20 protein-coding genes are annotated in these 22,716 nt (G+C 43.6%); 3 read left to right on the forward strand and 17 right to left on the reverse strand.

Translation table 11 applies throughout. The features are described from left to right. Positions 1 to 14 precede the first annotated feature (14 nt). From QZ157_RS04085 to nhaD, 15 genes are all read right to left on the reverse strand, one after another. Positions 15 to 2,210 (reverse strand): polyribonucleotide nucleotidyltransferase, encoded by a 2,196-nt coding sequence (locus QZ157_RS04085; RefSeq protein WP_295142157.1) that lies wholly within the window; start codon positions 2,208 to 2,210, stop codon positions 15 to 17. After that, positions 2,195 to 2,905: a phosphoribosyltransferase family protein gene (locus tag QZ157_RS04090; RefSeq protein WP_295142159.1), complete on the reverse strand. Its 711-nt coding sequence runs from the start codon at positions 2,903 to 2,905 to the stop codon at positions 2,195 to 2,197. The genes QZ157_RS04085 and QZ157_RS04090 overlap by 16 nt, the downstream gene beginning before the upstream one ends. Next, positions 2,905 to 5,076 (reverse strand): LPS assembly protein LptD, encoded by a 2,172-nt coding sequence (lptD, locus tag QZ157_RS04095; RefSeq protein WP_295142162.1) that lies wholly within the window; start codon positions 5,074 to 5,076, stop codon positions 2,905 to 2,907. Before lptD ends, QZ157_RS04090 begins: the two co-directional genes overlap by 1 nt. Then, entirely contained in the window at positions 5,066 to 5,515 is a 450-nt protein-coding gene (locus QZ157_RS04100; RefSeq protein WP_295142165.1) for an RDD family protein, read from the reverse strand. The genes lptD and QZ157_RS04100 overlap by 11 nt, the downstream gene beginning before the upstream one ends. Beyond that, entirely contained in the window at positions 5,512 to 6,765 is a 1,254-nt protein-coding gene (purD, locus tag QZ157_RS04105; protein WP_295142166.1) for a phosphoribosylamine--glycine ligase, read from the reverse strand. Before purD ends, QZ157_RS04100 begins: the two co-directional genes overlap by 4 nt. Positions 6,766 to 6,997: 232 nt before the next feature. Next, complete coding sequence (locus tag QZ157_RS04110; protein ID WP_295142169.1) at positions 6,998 to 7,630, reverse strand: uroporphyrinogen-III synthase; 633 nt, start codon at positions 7,628 to 7,630, stop codon at positions 6,998 to 7,000. A gap of 83 nt (positions 7,631 to 7,713) precedes the next feature. Then, complete coding sequence (locus QZ157_RS04115) at positions 7,714 to 8,934, reverse strand: PIN domain-containing protein (RefSeq protein WP_295142172.1); 1,221 nt, start codon at positions 8,932 to 8,934, stop codon at positions 7,714 to 7,716. 38 nt (positions 8,935 to 8,972) lie between these two features. Continuing rightward, positions 8,973 to 9,617 carry a cupin domain-containing protein gene (locus QZ157_RS04120; RefSeq protein ID WP_295142175.1) on the reverse strand — a complete coding sequence of 215 codons (645 nt, stop codon included), beginning with the start codon at positions 9,615 to 9,617 and terminating at the stop codon, positions 8,973 to 8,975. A 133-nt stretch (positions 9,618 to 9,750) separates the two neighbouring features. After that, positions 9,751 to 10,185: a DNA mismatch endonuclease Vsr gene (gene vsr / locus QZ157_RS04125; protein ID WP_295142178.1), complete on the reverse strand. Its 435-nt coding sequence runs from the start codon at positions 10,183 to 10,185 to the stop codon at positions 9,751 to 9,753. Positions 10,186 to 10,191: 6 nt separating this feature from the next. Further along, positions 10,192 to 11,442 (reverse strand): hypothetical protein, encoded by a 1,251-nt coding sequence (locus tag QZ157_RS04130; RefSeq protein WP_295142181.1) that lies wholly within the window; start codon positions 11,440 to 11,442, stop codon positions 10,192 to 10,194. A gap of 2 nt (positions 11,443 to 11,444) precedes the next feature. Next, positions 11,445 to 12,419, reverse strand: coding sequence for an ATP-binding protein (locus QZ157_RS04135; RefSeq protein WP_295142184.1), 975 nt, complete (start codon positions 12,417 to 12,419; stop codon positions 11,445 to 11,447). Between the two features lie 167 nt (positions 12,420 to 12,586). Beyond that, positions 12,587 to 13,561 carry an ATP-binding protein gene (locus tag QZ157_RS04140; protein ID WP_295142187.1) on the reverse strand — a complete coding sequence of 325 codons (975 nt, stop codon included), beginning with the start codon at positions 13,559 to 13,561 and terminating at the stop codon, positions 12,587 to 12,589. Continuing rightward, positions 13,558 to 14,613: a DNA cytosine methyltransferase gene (locus QZ157_RS04145; RefSeq protein ID WP_295142190.1), complete on the reverse strand. Its 1,056-nt coding sequence runs from the start codon at positions 14,611 to 14,613 to the stop codon at positions 13,558 to 13,560. Before QZ157_RS04145 ends, QZ157_RS04140 begins: the two co-directional genes overlap by 4 nt. Positions 14,614 to 14,692: 79 nt before the next feature. Next, on the reverse strand, positions 14,693 to 16,225 hold the full coding sequence (guaA, locus tag QZ157_RS04150; RefSeq protein WP_295142192.1) for a glutamine-hydrolyzing GMP synthase: 1,533 nt from the start codon (positions 16,223 to 16,225) through the stop codon (positions 14,693 to 14,695). Positions 16,226 to 16,234: 9 nt separating this feature from the next. Beyond that, the gene (gene nhaD / locus QZ157_RS04155; RefSeq protein WP_295142195.1) at positions 16,235 to 17,626 is read right to left on the reverse strand and encodes a sodium:proton antiporter NhaD; all 1,392 of its coding nucleotides are present in this window, start codon (positions 17,624 to 17,626) and stop codon (positions 16,235 to 16,237) included. A gap of 137 nt (positions 17,627 to 17,763) precedes the next feature. Between nhaD and QZ157_RS04160 the strand changes: the two genes are divergently transcribed. Genes QZ157_RS04160 through uvrC form a run of 3 tightly spaced genes read left to right on the forward strand, consistent with a single transcriptional unit; the run spans position 17,764 to position 20,200 of the window. Beyond that, positions 17,764 to 18,246, forward strand: a complete 483-nt coding sequence (locus QZ157_RS04160; protein ID WP_295142198.1) for a hypothetical protein — start codon at positions 17,764 to 17,766, stop codon at positions 18,244 to 18,246. After that, entirely contained in the window at positions 18,243 to 18,392 is a 150-nt protein-coding gene (locus QZ157_RS04165) for a hypothetical protein (protein WP_295142200.1), read from the forward strand. The genes QZ157_RS04160 and QZ157_RS04165 overlap by 4 nt, the downstream gene beginning before the upstream one ends. Continuing rightward, positions 18,386 to 20,200 carry an excinuclease ABC subunit UvrC gene (gene uvrC / locus QZ157_RS04170; protein ID WP_295142203.1) on the forward strand — a complete coding sequence of 605 codons (1,815 nt, stop codon included), beginning with the start codon at positions 18,386 to 18,388 and terminating at the stop codon, positions 20,198 to 20,200. Before QZ157_RS04165 ends, uvrC begins: the two co-directional genes overlap by 7 nt. A gap of 243 nt (positions 20,201 to 20,443) precedes the next feature. Here uvrC and QZ157_RS04175 read toward each other — a convergent pair whose 3' ends face one another. Both QZ157_RS04175 and dnaJ read right to left on the reverse strand, forming a co-directional pair. Continuing rightward, the gene (locus QZ157_RS04175) at positions 20,444 to 21,064 is read right to left on the reverse strand and encodes a tetratricopeptide repeat protein (protein WP_295142206.1); all 621 of its coding nucleotides are present in this window, start codon (positions 21,062 to 21,064) and stop codon (positions 20,444 to 20,446) included. A 377-nt stretch (positions 21,065 to 21,441) separates the two neighbouring features. Next, positions 21,442 to 22,611, reverse strand: a complete 1,170-nt coding sequence (gene dnaJ, locus QZ157_RS04180) for a molecular chaperone DnaJ (protein ID WP_295142210.1) — start codon at positions 22,609 to 22,611, stop codon at positions 21,442 to 21,444. Positions 22,612 to 22,716: the final 105 nt, after the last annotated feature.

The following is a 22,716-nucleotide window of genomic DNA, read 5'->3' on the forward strand; positions in this document are numbered from 1 at the left end:
GTTCTCCTTTAAATTTATTGCGCCAAAGAAAGGGAAATTTTGTGCCCTTTTTGCTCGCTGATTTTTACTTTGACCTTATCGCCTGCTTTTAGAGGCGTTTTGATCTTTGAGATGTGCAAAAGTCCGTCCACGCCGCCCGGAAGCCCGATAAAGGCGCCAAATTCTACCACGCTTTTTACCTCGCCCTCAAATTCGTCTCCAATATTAAATTCAGGCGTCTTATGTGGCTTGCCGTCTCTGCCGCCTCTTTTACCGCCAAAACCCTTGCCGCCGTCTTTTGAAACGATTTGTATGATGTAGTCTTTGGCCGCATCTACGCTTGATTTTTGCGCGCCGGCGATCTTTACCTCGCCTTTTTCGCGGTCAAGGTCGATGGCGACGTCAAATTTTTCTATGATCTCTTTTATCGTTTTGCCAGCTTGCCCGATGATATCGACGATTTTGCCCGGATCAACGCTAAAAAGCTCTAGTTTAGGCAGTATGTCTTCGTTTACGGAGATATTTTCGTTTGCCTTTTCCATCAAATTTAATATATGCAGCCTGCCCTCGCGCGCCTGCAAAAGCGCCTCTTTTAGCACGTCAAGGCTAATACCGCCCAGTTTTATATCCATCTGAAGCGCTGTTATGCCGTCTTTGCTACCTGCGACTTTAAAGTCCATATCGCCATCGTGATCCTCTAGTCCCATGATGTCTGTTAGTACGGCGTGTTTTTCGCCTTCAAAAATTAGCCCCATAGCAACGCCAGCGACTAATTTTGGCGTATCGACGCCTGCAGCTCTCAGTGCCAAAGAGCCGCCGCAAACGCTAGCCATCGAGCTTGAGCCGTTACTTTCTAAAATTTCGGACACGAGTCTAATGGTATAAGGCGAATTTACGTCTATACTAGGCGCAAGAGCACGCTTAGCGAGGTTGCCGTGACCTAGCTCACGTCTACCCGGAGCCTTTAGCGGGCTAGCCTCGCCGACGCTAAAGCCAGGAAAGTTGTAGTTAAACATAAATTTATCCGTCACGGCGCCTTTTTCCGTTAGCATATCGTACATCTGCGCATCGCCGTCGGTGCCTAGAGTGGCTACTACGAGAGCCTGCGTCTGACCGCGGGTAAAGAGGCAGCTGCCGTGAGCGTTTGGCAGGATATTGGTCTCGATGCTGATCGGGCGAACCTCTTTAAGCCCTCTGCCGTCGGCGCGAACGCCCTCGTTTATGATCTGCTCGCGGACGATTTTTTTCTTAAATTTAGCTAGGACGTTAGAGACGACCTCCTCCTCCCAACCCTCTTTTTGAGCTACTTCGTCGGTCAAAATTTGCTTAGCGATCTTGGTTAGTTCGCTAGCGCGCTCGCTTTTAGCCATCTGATTTATAGCGGCTTTTACGTCGTTTTTATAAAATTCGTTTAGATAAACCGCGACGCTCTCGTTTTCGATCTCCGGTTTTAGCTCTAGCTGCGCGTCTTCTTTTTTATGCTGACTAAATGCCTCTTCATAAGCGTTTGAGGCGCGAAGTATGGCTTTACCGGCCTGCGCGATCGCCTCCACGATGAGGTCTTCGCTAAATTCGTTCATATCCTGCATCGCTATAGCGCCGCTTAAATTCGGATCCATCATAGGATCAAGCGCGATAGGCACTATCTCGTCTTTTTCGGTAGCGATACTTCTCATCTCGATCATCAAAAGCTCGTCTTTAACGCCTGCTACGTAAAGATCGAGTGCCGAAGTTTTTAGCTCGGAGTTGCTAGGATTTATTACGAATTTGTTATCTATATATCCCACGCGTACGCCGCAAACAGGCGCATTTACGGGGATGTCACTAAGATAAAGCGCGACTGAGGCTGCATTTAGAGCGACGACTTGCAGATCAACCTCGGGGTCGCAGGATAGCACCATCACGACGATTTGCGTCGGATACGCGTAGCCTTTTGGAAAGAGCGGACGAAGCGAACGGTCGATGATACGCGAAGTTAGCGTCTCAAAATCTCCGGGCTTGGTTTCTCTTTTTACGTAGCCGCCGGGAATCCTACCCGCAGCGTAGCTTTTTTCGATGTATTGCACCGTTAGCGGTAAAAAATCCTCGGTAACTTGCGTATCCTCGCGAGCGACGGTGGCCAAAACGACGGTGTTTTTTACGCGCAAAAGCACTGCGCCGCTAGCTTGCTTGGCGACCTTGTCTATATCGTAAATTTCAACTTGATTATTGACTTCTATTGAATACTGCATGCCCTAACATCTCCTTGTTTTTGTAATGGTATATAAAACGGACTCTCCTCTAATATGGAAAGTACGGTTTCGGGTTTTGGTTCGATTTTGTTTTTGTAGTAAAAATCCACTTCGATAAAATTTGCGATCTTATGCACGGCGTAAATTTCATCCACCAGCGGCGCGATAGCCGCGGCCACGTCGGTAGCGATGAGCGGCGTAGCGTAGGTGACCGATTTTACCCGCTCGCGCATGAGCGTTTTTAGACAAGTTAGCGCTGTAAGACCCGTCTCGCAGCCCTCATCGATGAGTAGGATGTTTCTATCCTTTAGATCGCCGATGAGATTGCCTTTTCTAAATTTATAGACGTTTTTTAGGATTTTTTCGTCGTACTTACGATCAGCCTCGCCGTAGACGAAGTCATAGCTAATGCCAAAGCTTTTAATCAGCTCGTCGTTTAACACCACGTCGTCCTTTTCGCTAACCATCGCGATTTCGCACTCGGGGTTATTGGGCGCAAAAATGCGCTCGCAAAATAAAATCTCGTAGCTCAAATTTAGCCCGCGAGCTACGCTATCGACCATGATGACCGAGTCTATAGAGCCACATATCATCAGATATTCGCCCGCGACTAGCTCTTTTTTGGGCAAAATTTCAAGCAGTTTTTCGGCCGCCTCGAGCTGGTTTTCAAAGACCAAATCCTCGTAGCCGCTCATCAGCTACCCTGCGTCTGACCTACCGAAAAGTCGTAATGCACGCCGCCCATCGGATAGAAATTTATAAAGAAATAAACGCCTCTTGATTTCTTTGCGGCCGTTCCACTCGTAGTCGTCGTAGGCTCCAGCTCCTCTTCATAGACGAATGTATAATTCCAGCACTTTCTGCGGTGAGAGACACCTAGTTGCCACTGCTTATTGTAGTCTCGCTCGAGGTCGTACTGCGAACCGCCAAAAAGCCTATAGTTATGCGGAAGCTCGACGTAACCGTTTAGGTGTAAGTAGTTTTGCTTTTCTTGCGCATTTTTCCTTTGCATCGTATGCCAGAGACTGGCGCCGAATTTATCATGCGTATAGCTCGCGCCGCTTTGAACTTTTTCAAAGTATTTATTGTCGTAAGAGTACTCAAGCCTGTTGTAAAAAGACAAATTCGGTAGCGGATACCAGCCGATTATATTTTTCAAATTCGAGCGCTTGTTCTCTTTGGTATAATAACCCTGTGAAATCGTATGTCGTAAAAATTTTCTTCCGTTTTCGTTAAAGAAATACTGCGTCGCTCTGGCCGAAATCTCGTCTCTAGTGTGCTGAGGATTTATAAAGCTTTGGTACTTTCGTCCGAGCATATCGTAGACGTATACGTTGCCGTCATCCTCGGCAGTTTCGTATTTATCTGGCAAGTCGCCTTCGTTGTAGGCTTTTACGACGTAGTCAACGCCTAAATTTACGCTATGATAAAAGCTCTCGTAAGCTTTAGCTAGATCCGTATAAAGCGAGAATTTGTGATAGTTTTCTATATAGTTTGCGCTCCTGTCCTCGTCTCCGGTCGGGCGATACATTTTTTTTGCGTAATCCACGTGAGTGGCGTATAGATAGTGATAGTAAGAAAATTTAAGATAATCGTCCGCCAAGGGTAGGTGAAAGGAAACCGGCAGATTAAACTCATAGTGCGTCGCTTTTACGCCGATTCTTCTCGTGTAGTTATGCGAGCTCAAATCAACGGAATAAAGTACGTTAGGCAAGATAAAGCTGTCGGTAAATTTATGATATTGGAAGCTTGGATACTCTTGGAGCGTATCTTTGTTTTCGTTTGGGCTACCGATTTTTGAGGTATTTACGTAATATCTCGCATATGCGCCAAAATAGTGCTTATCGCTACTTAGAAAATAGTTTAGCTTTGACGTCACGAGAGGATTGTCGTCGCTACCCGCGCCGCGCTTTTTCAAATTTATATAATCGATATCGTTTAGCGCCGTAGCATCAAGCCACAAGCCCTCCTGCAAATCCTCGCTTATGAGGTGCTTAACGAGCCTATCGCGCTCGTATTTGACCTCGGCGCCTTTATGCGTTTTATTTTTTAGAGGAAGTCTTAGCGAGTTTTTCTCGATCTGTCTTTGACGGTAACCCTCGGTATCTCTAAACGCGCCTAGCGTCACCGAGCCTCTGGAATACGGCGAATCGGCAAATCTAAACGTACCGTAGATACCAGTGCCGCGTCTAGTGCGAATTTGGGGATCAAACTGCAAGTCCCAGCTGTCGTATTCGGCGATATAGATCGGTTGTTTGTAGTAAAATCCGTCGTTTTTGCCGTAGCCAAGCTCCGGCGGCAAAAGCCCGGTACGTCTGCGCGTATCGGTGGAAAAACCAAAATACGGCAGGTAAAACACCGGGACGTTTCCGACGTAAAATACGGGATTATAAAGGTGTAAAAATTTACTTTCGCGGTTTAGCTTGCCGCTGCTAAATTTGATCTTCCAGTCCGGATCTTGGACGTTACAGCTTGATACGACTGCACCGTTTACCTCGTAAAATTTAGAAGTACTATTGCTCTCGTCGCTTTGCATCCACACTTCCATGTCGCGGTTCATCATAAATAGCGTCTCGTAGTTACTATCTTTGCTATTTAGATCGATCTTTGCATACGAGCAGCGCGAGATTTCGTCTTTGTTTCTTATCAAATTTACGTTACCGAAAAGCTCCAAAATTTCTTTTTGCTGATCGTAAACGGCCCTATCCGCGCTCATCAAATAATCCTGCGAATAAACAAGTACGTTTTTATCCGCCGTAACAACGCCGTTGTCGCGTTTTACGTCATCGGCCAGAAGCTCGAAATTTTGAGCCGCAAAGCAACTAAAAGCCCCAAACATTAGTAACGAAAAAATTCTAGTAAACATCTATAACTACCGTTTTCGCGGCCTTATCTTGCCACGTTTGAAATAATGGATTTGAAAACGCCCATGCAAAACCAAGAAAGCACAAGTTTTCGCTAACGATACGCATAAAGGCGCGGACTAAAGAGTTTAAAAAGCTCGGTTTATCGAGCAAATTTACGTCTACGCAGACGATTTTCATAGCTATTTTGCCCATCGTAGCGCCGCAGTACCACGTAAAAAAAGTCTGATAAATCACGTCTAGCAAAACGATTTGAAGGGTTAAATTTGCAAGCAAAACGACGGTTTGCTCAAAGTCTATTCCGTCAAATTTATCGTAATAAATCACAAAAAATAATGCCGAAAGTAAAAATTTATCTATCCCCCACGCGACGGCTCTTTTGCCGATGCTAGCGAGCGTGATATTTTCGTTTTCGAGCTTGTCTATGACGCTCCTGCTCATTCGCGCCCTTTTAGCATTTGCCAGGCGATATCTTTTCGGTACCGCGCGCCGTCAAATTCTACGTTTTCGCAAAGCTCATAGGCCTTTTGTTGCGCTTGTTTTATGCTTTTGCCAAGCCCCACACACACGAGCACTCGTCCGCCGTCGGCATATATCTCGCCGCCCTGCTCGCTCACGCCGGCAAATGCTATGTGCGAGTTTTCAGGCACGTTTTTTACGCTGATTTTGGCCCTAGGCGAGCTTGAAAAAGGATAATTTTTACTAGCCATCACGACTCCGACGGCAAATTCGTCTTTTAGCTTTACGGGTTTTAGATCGCCTTTCGCCGCATTTAATAAAATTTCGCCCAGGTCGCCGTCGATCAGCGGCATTAGCACTTCGCACTCGGGATCGCCGAAACGCACGTTAAACTCAAGAACGTACGGCATACCTTTAACCACCATAAGCCCCGCAAAAAGCACGCCGCAGAAAGGATTTCCCTCGGCTTTCATACCTTTTAGAGTCGGCTTTACGACCTCTTCTTCGACCTGTTTTATTAGCTCGGGGCTTGCTAGCGGACTAGGAGCGTATGCGCCCATGCCGCCGGTATTTGGACCCTCGTCGTTATCTTTTAGGCGTTTATGATCTTGCGCTACGGGCAGGCTAACGAAATTTTCGCCGTCGCAAATCGCAAAAAAGCTAAGCTCAAATCCATCCAAAAACTCCTCCACGACCACGCGTTTGCCCGCCTCGCCAAAGCTCTCTCCGCTTAGCATGTCTCGAGCCGCGGCCTTTGCTTCCTCGCGGCTTTGCGCGATTATCACGCCTTTGCCCGCACACAGTCCGTCGGCCTTAACGACGACCGGAGCGGCAAGAGAGTCGATAAATTTAGCCGCAGCATCGTAATCATCAGTATTTAGATAGGCAGCCGTTCTGATAGCGTTTCTAGCCAAAAAATCCTTCATAAACGCCTTGCTACCCTCAAGCCTGGCCGCAGCCTTGCTCGGTCCGAAAATATTTAAATTTCGCGCCTTAAAGATATCCACGATGCCGTCGCTTAACGGCGCTTCGGGACCTACGATAGTTAGCTCTATTTGCTCTGATTGGGCAAATTCTGCAAGCTGATTATAATCTTTGATGTTTAGATTTGTGCCGAGCTTTGAAGTGGCTCCGTTGCCCGGAGCAAAGAAAAGCTCGTGTTTGCGGGATTCTTGAAGTTTTAGAGCTATGGAGTACTCGCGCCCGCCGCTTCCGATTATCAAAATTTTCATAATTTCTCCAAAAATAAAAACCCAAGTGAGCGGTGCGCATATAAGTGGCCCGAAAATTCAAAGCCAACCTTGCAAATAGGCGGTTCCTTTAGGTCGCAACTTCTCGCGCTCGCACGCTCAAACGAAGCCGCGTCGCACGGTCGCCGCACATCTTCGCCGAAACTAATGTGTTGGACCCTATAAAAATACGCTGCCAAATCACTCAGGCAAGGCTATTATATAAAATTTTAGCTTAAAGTAGCGTTTTTGCGAGGCTTACGCAGGAATTTATATTTTGCTGAGCACTCACTGAGGGCGCCGTAAAATTTCCCAGCTCTTTTGCCGTCGTAAATCCTATGGCGACGGCTTTATAGCTCTCATCCCAGCCGAAATTTCGAGTAAAATTTCGCACCGCCGAAGGAGCGGTAAAAATAATCACAGAGTTTTTGGGCGGTTTTTGCTCCTCGTTAAGCGGTTTAAGAACGTTTTCGTAAGCGATTATCTGCGTCAAATTTACGCCGCTTTCCCGCAAAATTTCGCCCACTCTTGAAGCCGTCTCGCACGCTCTTAAAAATAATGTTTTTTTGCCCTTTAGAAGCGGTGCGATCTCGGCGGCAAAGTCGTTTCCGTGAGCATTTTTTGCGGTGTAAATTTGAGCAAAGCCAAATTCGCTAGCCGCGCGGCTAGTGCCGTCGCCGATGGAGTAAATTTGCAAACTAGCGGGCAAAATTTGATTAAATTTTAGCGCATTTACGGAGTTTTTAGAGGTTAGAACCAGTGCGCCAAATTCGGCTAAATTTACGCTAAATTTATTAAATTTGATCTTGTTTAAAACCAGCGTTTTTACGCCCTCAAATTCCAAATTTGACCCGACCAGATAGATCATTTTCGCCCTTAAATTTATAATTTTACGACCGAATTTTACCGCAAATCCTCAAATTTTAAAAGCCGCAGCCAAAAACGCTAACTCTATTTCGCTGCGTTGCGCCTGCTTAGGTACTCTTTTGCCTTTTGTTTTAGCGCTTTATATAGCTTGCCGGCGTCCTCTGCGCCGTATTTTTTAACCAGTCCGTTATGAAAATCGCCCAAATTTTTACTCTCAAACGCGATTTTTCTTATCTCTTGCTTTTTAGCCTCGTCTATTTTGATCGAGGGCTGCGGTTTTGCCGTATTTTCGGCTTTATTTTTTGCCTCGTTTTGCGGCGTAGGAGCTTGCTTTGATTTTTGAGTCGGACGCTTGTTTGATAAATTTTGCCCTTTTTCCTCCGCTTTAAGATCCTCGCTAGAAGCCTTGTCGCTCAAATTTTGCTCCGCGTCTTTTGGCTGCTCGATAGGATCGAGATTCTCGTCTAAATTTGACTCTACATCCTTAGCTTCTTGTAAATTTCTCTCCTCGTTTGCCGCCACGTCGTTTTCGCTATCTGAGGGTTGCGCTTTTTCAGGCTCCGAATTTTGATCGATTTGCGAGCGATTTTCTAAATTTTGCTCTTTTGTCTGAGCGGTTTGGGTGTGTAAAACCTCGCCGCTTAAATTTGACTCCATTTGCGACTTTTCTCGCTCGTCAAATTTTTGCTCGTCGCCTTGCGTCGCTGGCTTAGATTTTTTGGAATTTGGGGCTGCAATACGCTTTACTTCGCCTTTTTGCGAGTTTTCGAGCTGAGGCTTTTTGTAGATTTTTCTCGCGTCTTCTTTGAGTGCGTTATACACGCCGGCGCCGTTTTTGCTGCCAAATTTTGAGATAAATTTCATATGAAGCTCGCTGAGGCTGCCCGAGTTTCGTATCAAGATCGCGATTTCGTCTTGATTTTCTTCGATGAGCTGCGCCGTATGCGAGCGATTAAAGTCAAATTTGAGTTTATGAAATTTGCCACCGTTTTTATCTTGTTTATTAAAAAAATCTATCACGTCGTCGTAAAATTTATCGTTGCTAACGATGTAAATTTTGTCTTTTTTGTGCGAGAGTTTGCCCATTAGAAACGTAATTATTTTATCGGCATAGTCCTTATGAGCGCTTTCTAAAAGTATGATTTTTATTTTGATTTTTCGCGCCAGAAACCACGCCAAAACGGAGATGCTTAGCTTTTGTCTATTGTTGGTTACAATATAAATTTTATCTTTTTCGCCTAGCTTTTTTAGCGTCGCTAGATTATCTACGCTTATGTTTTCGTCATCTATTATAAATCTTGCCATATATTTCCTAAATGAGTCGGGGCAATCGCCCCAAAACTCTACATCTTATCTTTTGTTACGATGAGTAACATTTTAAATTTTTCCGGGATCTTAAGTCCGTGCGGGATTTTGCCCGGAAGCACGATAGTATCGCCTTTTTTGATATCAAAATGCTCGTCGCCGATGGTTAGCTTCATCTCGCCGTCAAGCGCGACCAAAAGCGCGTCGCCCGGAGCCGCGTGAGTGGAGAGCTGTTGGTCCTTTGAAAACGACAGTAGCGACATCGAGCCGCTTTCGTTTTTGACGAGCGTTTTGCTCACGATTTTGCCTTCTTCGTATTCGACCGCATCTACTAGGCTAAAAATAGCCGCCTTAGGTAAATGATCTATCATTAAGTCCTCCTTAAAATCGATTGAGACGTATTTCGTCGGTTCGTTGAAAACTAATTTTCGCCACACTTTTTTCTCTATCAGGCAGGCCTGTTCGCCGCCTAAGCGCATCTGCTTTTCGCCGTAGTGCAGGCTCGCGTCGCCCTCTACGACCCACGCGAGGCTGTCGCAAAACAGCATCTCGTGATCTAGCTCCTCGCCCGTATCGAAAGCAAACACGTCGACGTGAGCGTTATCGCAATCAAAAATTCTCTTACTAACGACGCTTTTTGCGACGACTTTCGTGTCGGCGTTTAGATTGTAAATTTTACTCATTTTTCTTCCTTTCGTAAATTTACGCGTCATTGTAGCGAAAATTTTCGGAGGATTTGTTGATAAGGATTATCTCTTTATCATATGTTATATTTTTGGTTCCAATATTTTTAGAATACATTAAAACTATACACTTTTAATAGTCGTTTATGTTGCGTAACCTTATCTTATTTGCAAGTTCGTCCAATGTTTTCTCTCTTTCTTTAATGCCTAATTCGCACTGCCAAACAACTAACACTTTATACCCTATGCCAGCTAGTTCAACATATGTTTTTTCATCACGAATAATATTACTTGATATCTTTTTAGACCAGAATTCGGCATTGGTTACAGGCAAGGCTGCTTTTTTACAATTATGATGCCCATGCCAAAAGCAACCGTTGACGAAAATAACGGTTTTATATTTGGGTAAAACAATATCCGGCTTACCGGGCAAATCTTTTGCGTTCTTTCTATACCTGAAACCGTGTGCAAAAAGATATTTACGTACTAAAATTTCCGGTTTTGTTTCTTTTCCCGATATTCTAGACATAATATCCGATCGTTTCGATTTTGAGAAAATATCCGGCATAATGCTTTACTCTATTTTCGACAATCCAAGTCGCGCATATGAAGATGAAAATTTCTGTAATATATCTGCAAATAGTTTGGGAGAAATCCTAAATAGAACTTTATACAGATACTCGTCTTGGAGTTTTAAATCTTCTATCACTTCCAAATATCTGAAATCAAGTACTAATTGGAGGTTTGTCATTTTATCAATCATAAGAGGAAACATGTCTTTATAATAATATTCTTTCTTGAATTTTTCCTTATATTGAATATCGCACAGTAAACCCTTAATTAAACGCGAATTTATTTTCTTTTTTTGAGAAAAATCACACGGAGGTGTTAGTTCAATGGCAATATATTTTACAGCTGTTACATCTTCGGGTAATTCCAGTCTTATAATGTTTGGGTCGACAATCTCATAAACATTTCCCGGAACTACAACTTTCTGATTTATATTAATCGTATCAATAAATAATTTAGAATTTATTTCCGAATATATATCATTCTTTCTATCTTCTTGCCTGGTATATGGATTTTGAGGAACTGGGCTAAAAATATTCACACTAGTTTTATTTTGCTGTTTAATCAAATCGGAATAAAGTAATTCATCAAAAGCTTTATATGCATCGGTCGTTAAATCGTACCCTCCTACTTGATCATCAGGTATTCCGGTATGATTCAATGCCATTTTATACAGGATATACATCAATTCGGTTTTTTGTTTATCATAATCCGTAACTAAAGAATATATATCCGATATTGCCTTACCGCTAGCGGATTTAACGGAACTCATCCAGTTTACAAAAAAATATGCAGTTTTATCGTCTTGTAGTATTTTGTTTAAATCATTTAAAATGTTATCATATCCGTTTTGTAAATACTGTGATTTATCAAACGGCACAATAAACATAGGTAAGCAATATCTGTCTTTATCCTCCAGTAATTTCTCTTTTAAAATTGAAATATCATCCGTATGCTTGGACCAAACTACTAAGCCGTAACACCCTTTTGTTTTAGGTAGAATTCTTGACAGTATCGGTCTGATTTCCGTAGAGATATTGTTTTTTATGTCAATACTATCGTCCAATGACAAATCCATAAAAATAAGTTGTCTGTATTTTTTTAGAGGTATTATGTTCTTAAATTGCTTATCTTGAGGATTTACTATTTGCATTTTTACGGAAATATCCTCTTCTTCCAATTTTTTTGCAAGTTCCTCTATTTCTTTCCATTTGTCATCAATAATTACAACGCTATCAATAAAATCGGTTATCATAGTTATTCCTTTGTTTTTTCTTTTGGAAAACATAATGCAATAATTGCCTTATTAATTTGATTTTTTTCAACATCTTTCGGCAGTTCAATATCGTTTTCATCCAAAAATAGTAGCTTGCCTTTCATTGCTTTCATCATTTCATCGGCTATATGCAGACCGAGCCCCATCCCTATGTTATGAGGCTTTCCGGTTATAAAAGGTTGAATTGCCGCATCTGTAGGAATATTAAATCCAGGACCGTTATCACTTACAATAATAGAGTTATAGTTTTTTATTTGATCTGTTATGTAAACGGATATTTTTCTATTTTCTTTTCGTGAATAACTCAACCAATAAATAGAATTATCCAATAGATTGGTCAAAACCGATATTGCTTCCGCCTGTGCCAAAAAAGCAGATATATTACAATTTTTAGGATTATTGTATACTTCTATTTTATGATCGGAAAATCTAAATTCATAATTTTCCAACGCTATATTTACTATATCCGACAATATTGTATCTTTAATCGCAGACTTTCTAATCATTGCCGTATAACCGCGAACTATTTTTTCCAGCCTTAAAGAAACTTTAATTATTTGATCTTTTTCTCCATTTTTAACATAACCGAGTAATGCTGCAATCTGTTTTTCAATCTCATGGATAACAACACTTAAATTCAGTCCCGCATTTGCACTTTTTATAAGAACTTCTTTTACTTCTTTATATTGAATACTTATTCTGTTTAGATATTTTATAATATCCTTCTTGTCGACCTCATTAGTAACTTTTTTTTCAACAAGTTCCATAACTTCTGCCAAATCGGAAAGAACAGGCTCAATAACTTTATATGTTTTATATAGAGTTGTTAAACGGAATTTATCGATATTTCGTTGCCTAACAAAAATATTCAATACATAATTTATGGCATCTACGAAAGCGTTGTACACTTCATCTTCAATAAAGCCTTCTCTGTTTGTCTTTTCTCTCAGACCCAAACTTTCATTGCGTTTCAGTCTGACGTATCCCAAAATAATATTATTGCTAACATAGCTACCAACCCTATGCACTCTTTTTAAGTCTATACCAAGCCAATCGTTGTCTCGCTCACCATAATCATAGACCCTTACATTATCTCTATATACTCTTATTCCCCCGTTTTCGTTTAAATAATCGATAATACTTTTTTTTCAGCATTTACATAATTAAAAATAACCGCATCTTTTTCAAAAATAATAATATCGAACTCTATCTCTCCTATTTGCAGTTCATCCAAATCAATCTCATATTCCACCAACTTTTTTTTCCCATCTTCTTCTTTTAGTCCTTTGAGATATAATTCTTGCTCTCCTAAATTTGATAAATTTAATTTCCTCCCATCAATTTTATTCAATGAGCTCCATGGTCGAAATTCATAATTAAACTTTTTGATCCTATTACCATTTAAAATACAACTACCAAAATATAGTCCGCCGTTTGCGATAATATCCTCGAGTTTCGGTAGCCCTTCAAAAATATTTTCATTGCTCCAAATATCGACCTTAAAAGAGTCATTATTGTCTGCAAACGGACTATTAAGGGATAATAAATTTCTATATATTTCCCTTACCTGCCTTCTATCCCATTTTGATTTTAGTTCTTCTATAATAATGGTTGTGCCTGTATTATTTTTTGAATATTGTTTTGGAACCGTATTTTCTATAACATCAATATCAAAATCATCAATCTGTTTAGCATTTTCCAATTCCGTCCAGTCTATCGATAACTCAACTTCTTTGTCATTTATGGTTTTTGAGAATAATCTGATTTTTTTGCCTAATTTATGCACACCTAATCTACCTATGCCCTTTTCCCCTAAGGGATAACGTCCGCATTGATTTTTTTTTGCATTTTTTTTATGATTAGTACCCACGACAAGCCAAACATTTTTTACAATATTGGCATTCATTCCAAATCCATTATCGGAAATAACAATCTTTTCCAATTCTTTATTTCGGGAATAAAATTCTACCTTGCATTCTGTTGCACAGGCATCGTAAGAATTTTTTACCAACTCAAGAATTGCTATACTTTCGTTTTTTATTAAATCTTCACCAAAATGAGCAATAATCCTTGGTGTAATCGAAAAATGCTGCTTCATATACTATAATCCGTTTTCTTTATCGCTTCACCCAATTGTCTTGCATATTCAGGCGGTACAGCATTTCCAATCAACTTTGCAGCTGCCGCTATGCTGGTAGTTTTAAAAACATAATTTTCCGGGAAAGTCTGTATTGTCGCTCCTTCTCTTATAGAGATAGCTCTGTTTTCTTCAGGATGCCCGAAACGCCCGTTCGAAATACTAAAAAATTTTGTAGTAATGGTTGGTGCCGGCCTATTCCACCACATGCGTCCGTATGTATCTTTAAAACTATCGTCTTTACCCACAAAACATTTTAGTTGAAGGTCTGTTTCGTTTGCCCAATCAAGCCTACTTCCACCGTTATGTCTGGTTTTTTGCAGTCTTCTTAAGCTTTTATCGCTTAAGCCTGCTACCGTATGATAAAAATCGCTATCATCTCGATATCCAGCTTTTACTTCAGGAAAACCATTTTTTTTACCGATAACTTTATCAAGAGTAATCATTCCCGTACTCTCAACCGGCAAACAAATACGCATATTTTTTAATCGTGTTGCTATTAATGAAAATCGTCTCCTATTTTGAGGAATCCCGTAACGACTCATATCAATTACTTTATATATAATGTTTTCGTAGCCTATTTTTTTTAACTCACTAAGGAATCGCGGCAAGACACTATCTTTATTGGTTATTATTCCAGGGACATTTTCAACAAGAATGTAGCCTGGAGTATAATATGCTACAAAACGAGCAAAATCCATTAATAAATCTTTAGATTGTAGCGAGTTGGTCTTATCTGAATTGATTATGCTGTAAAATTGGCAAGGGCTGCATCCCGCAAATATCAAGTTATCATCATTGCGATTAATATGAAAGTTCTGCTCAAAGTAATCAATTTTTAATTTCCGAATATCCGAATAAACAAAAACACTTCCTTTGTTGTTATATTCATATGTTTCTTTTGCGTCTTTATCAAAATCAATGCCGGCAACAACATAAATTCCTGCCTGGCGGAGCCCACAAGTCATACCTCCACCACCACAGAAAAAATCGATAGCTTTGTATCGTTTCATATTTTTTCCTTACCATTAGCTAAAATCCATCAACACTAAACGCCAAACAATAATATCAACCTGGATTTTAACAATATTCTCACTCCCACTCTATCGTTGCGGGCGGTTTGCTCGATATGTCGTAAACTACGCGGTTGATGCCGTCTACTTCGTTTATGATGCGGCGAGAGACGTTTTCTAGCAGATCGTACGGCAGGCGCGAGAAACTAGCCGTCATGCCGTCGCTAGCGTCCACTACGCGCACGCACACTGCGTTTTCGTAGGTGCGATTGTCGCCCATTACGCCGACTGAATTTACGTTTAAAAGCACGCAGAAAGCTTGCCACGTTTTGTTGTACCAGCCGCTTGATTTTAGCTCGTCGCGCAGGATCACGTCGGCTTTGCGCAGCAGCTCGAGGCTGGGCGTATTCACCTCGCCCATTATGCGGATCGCAAGGCCAGGACCGGGGAACGGGTGACGAAACACGAGCTCGCGCGAAAGGCCAAGCTCAAGGCCTAATTGGCGTACCTCGTCTTTAAAGATTTCTCGTAGCGGCTCGATTAGCTCAAAGCTCATCCAATCAGGTAGCCCGCCCACGTTGTGGTGGCTTTTGATCGTCTTGCTAGATCCCACGACCGAGCTTTCGATGATGTCGGTATAGAGCGTGCCTTGGGCTAAAAATTTGACGTTATCGTGCTTTTTGGCCTCTTTTTCAAAAATTTCTATAAAAGTTTCGCCGATTATCTTGCGCTTTTTCTCCGGATCGGTTACGCCGGCAAGCCTTTCTAGGAAAGTTTTACTCGCATCTATGCTAACTAGCTCTACGCCAAGCTTGGTTCTAAAAGTCGCCTCGACCTGCTCGCGCTCGCCAGTTCTAAGCAGTCCGTTATCGACGAAAACTAGGATCAAATTTTGTGGTATCGCAGCGGCCAAAAGCGCGGCGGTGACGGAGCTATCTACGCCTCCGCTAACGGCGCAAAGGACTTTTTTGTTGCCGACCGTTTCTTTGATTTTAACGATCTGGGTTTTAGCAAAGCTACCCATGTTCCACGTGCTTTCGCAGTCGCAGATATATTTGGCGAAATTTTTTAAGATTTGAGTACCAAACTCGCTGTGCTGCACCTCTGGATGAAACTGCAAAGCGTAAAATTTGCGCGTGTCGTCGCCAAATACGCAATAGGGCGAATTTTCGCTCGTCGCCAACGCCTCAAAGCCGTTTGGTAAATTTTTTACGAAGTCGGAGTGGCTCATCCAGACGATCTGTTTTTGGGGTAAATCGGTAAAAAGTCGGTGCGCCTTAGTGACGGTTAGCTCGGCCTTGCCGTACTCCTTGTGGGAGGCCGGAGCGACCTGGGCGCCGAATTTGTGCGCCAAAAGCTGCATACCGTAGCAAATGCCTAAAATCGGTAGCTTTAGCTTAAATACGCCCTCGTCGCAAAAATACGCATCAGGAGCATAAACGCTAGCAGGCCCGCCGCTTAGGATTATGCCTTTTGGCTTTTTTGCTTTGATTTCCTCAACCTTGACGTTAAAAGGCAAAATTTCGGTATAAACGCCCTGTTCGCGCAAGCGTCTAGCGATTAGCTGGGTGTATTGCGAACCAAAATCCAAAACTATTATCGTGTTATTCATGATTGCCCTTTAAAAATATAAATGCAAAATTTCAAACTGTACGTACCAAATCGCCACGGATACGACGTAGCCGACTAATACAGTCCAAGCGAGCCTCATGTGCGCGCCGAAGGTATAGATGCCCTTTAGTTTGCCCATTACGCCTACGCCGGCTGCCGAACCAAAGCTAATCATCGAGCCGCCGATACCGGCAGTCAAGGTAACTAGTAGCCACTGGCTTAAGCTCTCGCCCGCATCTGCGCCCATCATAGGATTTGCTTTTAGCACGGCAGACATAACGGGGACGTTATCCACGATAGCAGATAGGAAGCCCACGCCGATATTTACGGCAGTGGCGCCGAATTTATCGTAAAGCGAAACGGCGTAGTTCAAAAATCCGACGAAATGCAACGCGCCCACGGCGGCAAGGATACCGAAGAAGAAGAAAAGCGTGTTGTTTTCGATCTTTGACATATAGTGAAAGACGTGCATAGGCTCTTCGTTTTTATTAGTTTTTTTGTAGATGTAGGTGTAAAGGCTAAGAAGCGAGAAACCAAACATCATGCCCCACATCGCAGGTAGGTGGAAAAGCTGGTGCATCATAACGGCCGAAAATATCGTAAATGCGCCAAGTCCAATGACGACTTTGCCGCCTTTTTTGATGCTTACTTTCGGCTCTGTCGCAGGGTCAAAGTGCGGACTACCCTCAGGCACGACGCGCGCTAGCAAAAACGCCGTAACCAGCCAGCCGATAAACGAAGCCGGGAAAAGCGCGAAAAAGTCGATAAACGGAGCCTTGCCCGCAGCCCAAGCCATCAGAGTCGTTATATCGCCGAACGGACTCCACGCGCCGCCAGCATTTGCGGCTACGACGATATTTATCGCTCCAGCGACTAGGAAATTTACGTTATTTTTATCTATCGTTAAAAGAACGGTAGAAAGGATAAGAGCGGTAGTTAGATTGTCGGCGACTGGGCTAATAAAAAACGCCAAAATGCCCGTTAGCCAAAATAGCTTTTTATACGTGTAGCCCTTTGAGACGAGGTTGTATTTTAGCGCGTTAAACACGTCCCGCTCTATAAGCGCCTCGATATAAGTCATCGCGACCATGAGGAAAAATACGATCTGCGAAATCTCTAAAATTAGGTGATTTACCTCATTTTGCAACGAATGCACGTCTAGGCCGTTTGCCAGCATATAAAAGCCGATGAGCAAGAACATAAAAGTGCCGATAAATATGGCCGGCTTGGCCTTATCCATATGAAAATTTTCCTCCGTAGCGATGAAAAAATATCCCACGACGAAAATAATGAGGCATGCTATACCCACCCACGTAGTCGTTAAATTTAACGCCTCGCCCGCAGCGTCGCCGCTACCGAAAGCAAGCGCGAAAAACAGACCCAGAAGTCCGACGATCTTCATTTACTCTCCTTGATTTATAGTTTATTTATCTTTTCGGTTTTGCTGTTTGAGGGCTCAGACGGTTCTTCGTAGAACGGATCGCCCTTGTGGCCGCAGCCTGCTATAAAAATTAACAAAAAAAATGCTAAAATCGCCTTATGAAAGACGCTAAGACTATTATTCGACATATTGTTGATAATCCTTTTTATAAAGAGTTAAAAAACCGTAGCGAATGCGGGGAATTTTTACGGCTTTTAAGCCTAAATCATCGCAGACTCATCGCCTTTTGCTACGAGAAAAACGGCGTTTTGTTTTTCGCCCTGTTTCATCCGTTAGGACTTCAGGAATTAAAAAGCGATAGTAGTATAAAAATGTTAAAAGGCTTATTAAAAATCTATTCTAGCGTAAATTTTGACGGCAGGCTCGCTCGCGTAACGGACGTTAAATTTTTTGTGACAAAGCATTTAAAATTTAAAAAAGCGACCGACCCATACGAAAAAAAACGAATTTTTACCTACACCGAGCCTGCTAAAGGCGAGTTTGTAAATTTAGCCAAAAGCGAGCGGATTTTTGAAGGATTTGAAAAGATCCGCCTTGCCATAAAGCAAAATTTAGCCAAAGAATCAAGCGGGGCGCGATGAAGCAAGATAAAATAGAGCTAAATTTAGACGCAAAGCACGCAAGCGCAGGGCTTTTAATTTATAAAAACCATGCGGCGCAAGCCTCGTCAAATTTAACCGCACAAAGTAAAAGCGTAAATTTGCAAACGGGAGCTAAATTTTGCTAATCGACGAGATCCGCTCGCTGCCAGCCCAGCCCGGCGTCTATCAGTATTTCGACAAGGCGGGCAAGCTGCTTTATGTCGGCAAGGCTAAAATTTTAAAAAACCGCGTCAAAAGCTACTTTTCATTTACGCCAAGTCTCGCCCCCTCGCCCAAGCTGGGCCCGCGCATCCACAAGATGATCAGCGAGGCCGTACACCTCGAGTATATCGTGACTCCCAGCGAAGCTGACGCGCTGATACTGGAAAACTCCTTCATCAAGCAGCTAAGGCCCAAATACAACATCTTGCTACGCGACGATAAGACCTACCCGTACATCTACGTAAATTTAGACGAGGATTTCCCGCGCTTTGAGATCACGCGCAAGATCGTCCGAGGCAAAAACATCAAGTATTTCGGCCCGTATTTTCGCGGTGCGCGCGAGCTTTTGGATGCGCTGAGACTGAGCTTTAAACTCGTGCAGAGCAAAAGCGCGCTCAAAGCCACGGGTGCCTATCTGCCCTATCAGATCGGTTACTCCGAGGCCCCTCTCATCAGCAAAATTTCGCCCGCAGACTACGCCAAGGTCGTAGAGGGCGCGATCGCGGCGCTAAACAATCCGCTTTCTATGCTGCCAAAGCTCGTAAATTTGATGAACAAATACGCCCAAAACGAAAACTACGAGCAAGCCGCCCTCGTGCGCGATAAGATCAATGCGATCAAGGATCTGGACGTCAAAATCGAGGTCGATCTAGCCAAGCTTGAGGACTTTGAGGTTTTTGCCGTGGGCGCGGAGCAAAATTTGCTTTGCGCGGTGCGTTTTAGCGTGCACGGCGGCAAGATCAGCGGCGTGTATCAAAATATCACGAACGCCAAAATGAGTTCACAAGGCGACCTAAACGATGCGTATAAGCAAATAGTTTTAGAGAGCTTTCCTGTGGGCGCGCCCGTCGTGAGCGCGAAAATTTACGCGCTAGAAGCCTTTGAAGACGCAAGCCTCGTAGAGGAGATTTTAACCGCTCGCCACGGCCGCAAATTTAGCATATCCGTGCCTAAAATCGGCGAGAAAAAGCGTATCTGCGAGATGGCTCTAACAAACGCGCAAGTCTTTATCCAAAAGTACCTAAAAACCCACGATGACGCGTTTTTGGACGAGCTAAAGGAGTATTTCGGCCTAGCCTGCGCGCCGCACGTTATCGAGACCTTTGACAACTCGCATATGTTCGGCGCGGCCGCGGTCGGCGCGATGGTGCGCTTTGAGCGCGGAAGCTTCGCCAAAGAGCACTACCGCCACATGCACCTCTCTCACGCAAACGACTACGATCAGATGCGCCAGATGCTCACAGAGCGCGCTTTGCGGTTTGACAAGCTTAGTCCGCCCGATCTCTGGCTCATCGACGGCGGTCAGGCGCTACTGGATCTTGCTACGGATATCATCGCTAGCAGCGGCGCAAACGTCGATATACTCGCCATCTCAAAAGAAAAAATAGATGCCAAAGCCCACCGCGCAAAAGGCGGCGCGAGAGATAAAATTTACGCTAGCGGCGGCGTTTTTACGCTACCAACGGGCGACAGACGACTACAGTTTTTCCAGCGACTTCGCGACGAGGCGCACCGATTTGCCATTACCTTTCATCAAAAAACCAAGCGCAAGGAGGATCTGGGCGCTAGCAAGCTAGCAGACGCGGGCGTATCGGCGGGTAGTATCGCAAAGCTCGTCAAATTTTACGGTAGCTTTGAAGCTATAATGACCGCAACGAGCGAGGAGATCGAAAAGGTCACGAATAGGAGCGTAGCGGCTAAAATCGAGCAGCTAAAAGAGAGTGAAATTTGATGAAATTTGGGGCTTGTTTTATAAAATTTGAGCCAAATTTGTCGCATTTGTTTTCGTTAAATTTGAAAGAGCAAATTTAACTCGCCGCTTTTGGGTAAATTTCGCCGCGGTTATTTGCGAATCAATCCGTCAAATTTGACACAAAAAGCGATCAAATTTTTGCGCTAAACCTAAAATTTACGCGAGCGATTACGTAGCGCAAATTTAAATTACGCGCCGCCGCCAAGGCCTGCTTCGGCAAATTTAGCGTTTTGCCGCTTTTTCTATCGCTTCTGCCGCTTCGCAGCCCTCATTCCAGCCGTAGGCGCACGCCTTTTGCAGATAGTTTTTTGCGCGAGCCACGTCTTTTTCGCCGAGCATCGCGTTGTAGTAGAGTACACCCAGATTAAAGCACGACATCCCGTCCTTTGCTTCGCAGGCCTTGCGCCAGATTTCGCCCGCTTTTTGTGCGTCTTTTTTGACGCCGAGTCCCTGCTCGTAAAGCGAGCCTAAATTTGCGCAACCTAGCAAATAGCCGCTATCGCAGGCTTTTTTATAGAGCTTGGCGGCCTTTGGTTCATCCTTTTTAACCCCTTCGCCTTTGCGATACGCTACGCCCAAATTTACGCAGGCTCGCACGTACTCCCCGTCGCACGCCTTTTTAAACAGCGCGAATGCCTTTTTGTAGTTTTTGTCCAGGTCGCACTCCTCAAGCTTGATACCGATATAGGCAAGGCCTAAGTTGTCGCAGCTCTCAAAATCGCCCGCGTCGCAGCTTTTTTGCAGTCCGTTTGCGTCGCAAGGCGCTTTGTCCTCTGCCAAATCGAGCTCGCTCGCGCCCAAAACAAAAACCGTAAAAAAGACTAAAAATACAATTTTTCTCACCGTTACCTCCATGCGTTCGTTAAATTTAGCCCCAAAAGACCATTAGTTTTGATACGAACCGGTAAATTTACGCGCTTAAACAAGGAGGTTTTTGCCGTGCCGTAGCTAGCAAAGACGGCGGCCAAAAGCGCGATCAAAAAACTAAATTTAAGCAAGCTGGTAATCTAACGCCAAATCCGTCCAAGCGCTACGCAAATCAATCAGTTAGACGTCAAAATCCTAGGTGCGCGCAAAAGGCCGAAAAATAAAAATTAGACTCGTAAATTTTGCACCGGATTTAAATCCCAAACGAGCTTGCGCGGTAAAGCTTTTATCGCCCTAGCCGTTAAAAAATCAAAGCAAAATCCAAATAAATAGGCAGGCAGTTCAGGCTAAATTTACGCCTTTTTGCCCTTTTTTTTGCTTTTTTTATCGCCCTCTTCTTCGCCCTTAAACCAACCTTTTATCTTATCAAAAATGCCTTCGTCCTCTTCATGCATCGCTTCGCCGCTTTGTACGCCGAAGCTTTCTTGTAGCTTTCGTAGCAGAGAAATTTGCTCTTCGTTTAGCTCTTTTGGCGTTTTTATCGCGATTTGCGCTACAAGCCTGCCGTAGCGCTTGGTATTTACGTTTTTTACCCCAAGCCCATCAAATACGAACTGCTGCTTATCTTTTGCGCCCACGGGCAGCTTTAGCTCGGTCGTGCCTTTTAGCGTCGGTATCGTGACCGTCTCACCCAGGATAGCTTGCGTGAAAAATACCGGAATCTCGATATAAACGTCGTTTTCGTGGCGCACAAAGCGCTCGTCGGGCTCAACCTCGATATATACGTATAAATCGCCCCTACTCTCGTCTACGGAGACGTTACCCTTACCGCTTACGCGCATACGCATCCCGTCGTCGATGCCTTCGGGGACGTTTATCTTGACGTTTTGGCGCTCCTCTTTGTATCCGCTGCCGTCGCATTCGCCGCACTTGTCGCTAACGGTCTCGCCGCTACCGCCGCAATACGGACACTCCTGCGCAAAGCTCATAAATCCTCTTTGCTGCACTATACGCCCTCTACCCTCGCAGTGCGGGCAAATGTGCGTTTTGCCGTCTTTAGAGCCCGTGCCTTTGCAGGTTTTACACGGTTTTTTTATCGTAAATTCTACCTCTTTTTCTGCACCGAAAACCGCTTCGTTAAATTTTATCTTTAAAGCTATTTCCAAATCAAGCGGGTACTTGTCGATGCTTCTTTTACGGCTTTGAGAGCTTGATCTAAATCCGCCGCCGAAAAACGAGTTAAATATATCGCCCAGATCGATATCCGCGCCAAATCCGGCAGAACTAAATCCACCCCTACCCTCAAGCCCGGCCTTGCCGTATCTATCGTATATCGCGCGCTTTTGCTCGTCGCCTAGCACCTGATAGGCTTCGTTTACTTTTTTAAATTTTTCTTCGGCGTCTTTATCTCCTTGATTGCGGTCCGGATGATACTTTAGGGCAAGCTTTCTAAATGCTTTTTTTATGGTTTCGGAGTCGCTATTTTTGCTGATTTCTAAAATTTCGTAGTAGTCTATTTCCACAAAATCTCCTAAAATTTATATATTTAAAGGGGCGATTTTAGCTTATTATTTCTAAAATTTCAAAGTAAGGGAGAATTTTAAACGAGATTAGTAAATTTAGACGAA

This window comes from uncultured Campylobacter sp. (assembly GCF_905372745.1).
Classification (GTDB): Bacteria; Campylobacterota; Campylobacteria; order Campylobacterales; family Campylobacteraceae; genus Campylobacter_A.

What these genes read in the sequence shown, in the direction of transcription:
- QZ157_RS04110 (WP_295142169.1), bottom strand. Translation starts at nt 7,630, where the DNA reads ATGATCTATCTGGTCGGGTCAAATTTGGAATTTGAGGGCGTAAAAACG.
- QZ157_RS04130 (WP_295142181.1), bottom strand. Translation starts at nt 11,442, where the DNA reads ATGATAACCGATTTTATTGATAGCGTTGTAATTATTGATGACAAATGG.
- QZ157_RS04090 (WP_295142159.1), bottom strand. Translation starts at nt 2,905, where the DNA reads ATGAGCGGCTACGAGGATTTGGTCTTTGAAAACCAGCTCGAGGCGGCC.
- nhaD (WP_295142195.1), bottom strand. Translation starts at nt 17,626, where the DNA reads ATGAAGATCGTCGGACTTCTGGGTCTGTTTTTCGCGCTTGCTTTCGGT.
- QZ157_RS04160 (WP_295142198.1), top strand. Translation starts at nt 17,764, where the DNA reads ATGAAAGACGCTAAGACTATTATTCGACATATTGTTGATAATCCTTTT.
- QZ157_RS04085 (WP_295142157.1), bottom strand. Translation starts at nt 2,210, where the DNA reads ATGCAGTATTCAATAGAAGTCAATAATCAAGTTGAAATTTACGATATA.
- QZ157_RS04145 (WP_295142190.1), bottom strand. Translation starts at nt 14,613, where the DNA reads ATGAAACGATACAAAGCTATCGATTTTTTCTGTGGTGGTGGAGGTATG.
- purD (WP_295142166.1), bottom strand. Translation starts at nt 6,765, where the DNA reads ATGAAAATTTTGATAATCGGAAGCGGCGGGCGCGAGTACTCCATAGCT.
- vsr (WP_295142178.1), bottom strand. Translation starts at nt 10,185, where the DNA reads ATGCCGGATATTTTCTCAAAATCGAAACGATCGGATATTATGTCTAGA.
- QZ157_RS04140 (WP_295142187.1), bottom strand. Translation starts at nt 13,561, where the DNA reads ATGAAGCAGCATTTTTCGATTACACCAAGGATTATTGCTCATTTTGGT.
- QZ157_RS04165 (WP_295142200.1), top strand. Translation starts at nt 18,243, where the DNA reads ATGAAGCAAGATAAAATAGAGCTAAATTTAGACGCAAAGCACGCAAGC.
- guaA (WP_295142192.1), bottom strand. Translation starts at nt 16,225, where the DNA reads ATGAATAACACGATAATAGTTTTGGATTTTGGTTCGCAATACACCCAG.
- QZ157_RS04100 (WP_295142165.1), bottom strand. Translation starts at nt 5,515, where the DNA reads ATGAGCAGGAGCGTCATAGACAAGCTCGAAAACGAAAATATCACGCTC.
- lptD (WP_295142162.1), bottom strand. Translation starts at nt 5,076, where the DNA reads ATGTTTACTAGAATTTTTTCGTTACTAATGTTTGGGGCTTTTAGTTGC.
- QZ157_RS04120 (WP_295142175.1), bottom strand. Translation starts at nt 9,617, where the DNA reads ATGAGTAAAATTTACAATCTAAACGCCGACACGAAAGTCGTCGCAAAA.
- QZ157_RS04115 (WP_295142172.1), bottom strand. Translation starts at nt 8,934, where the DNA reads ATGGCAAGATTTATAATAGATGACGAAAACATAAGCGTAGATAATCTA.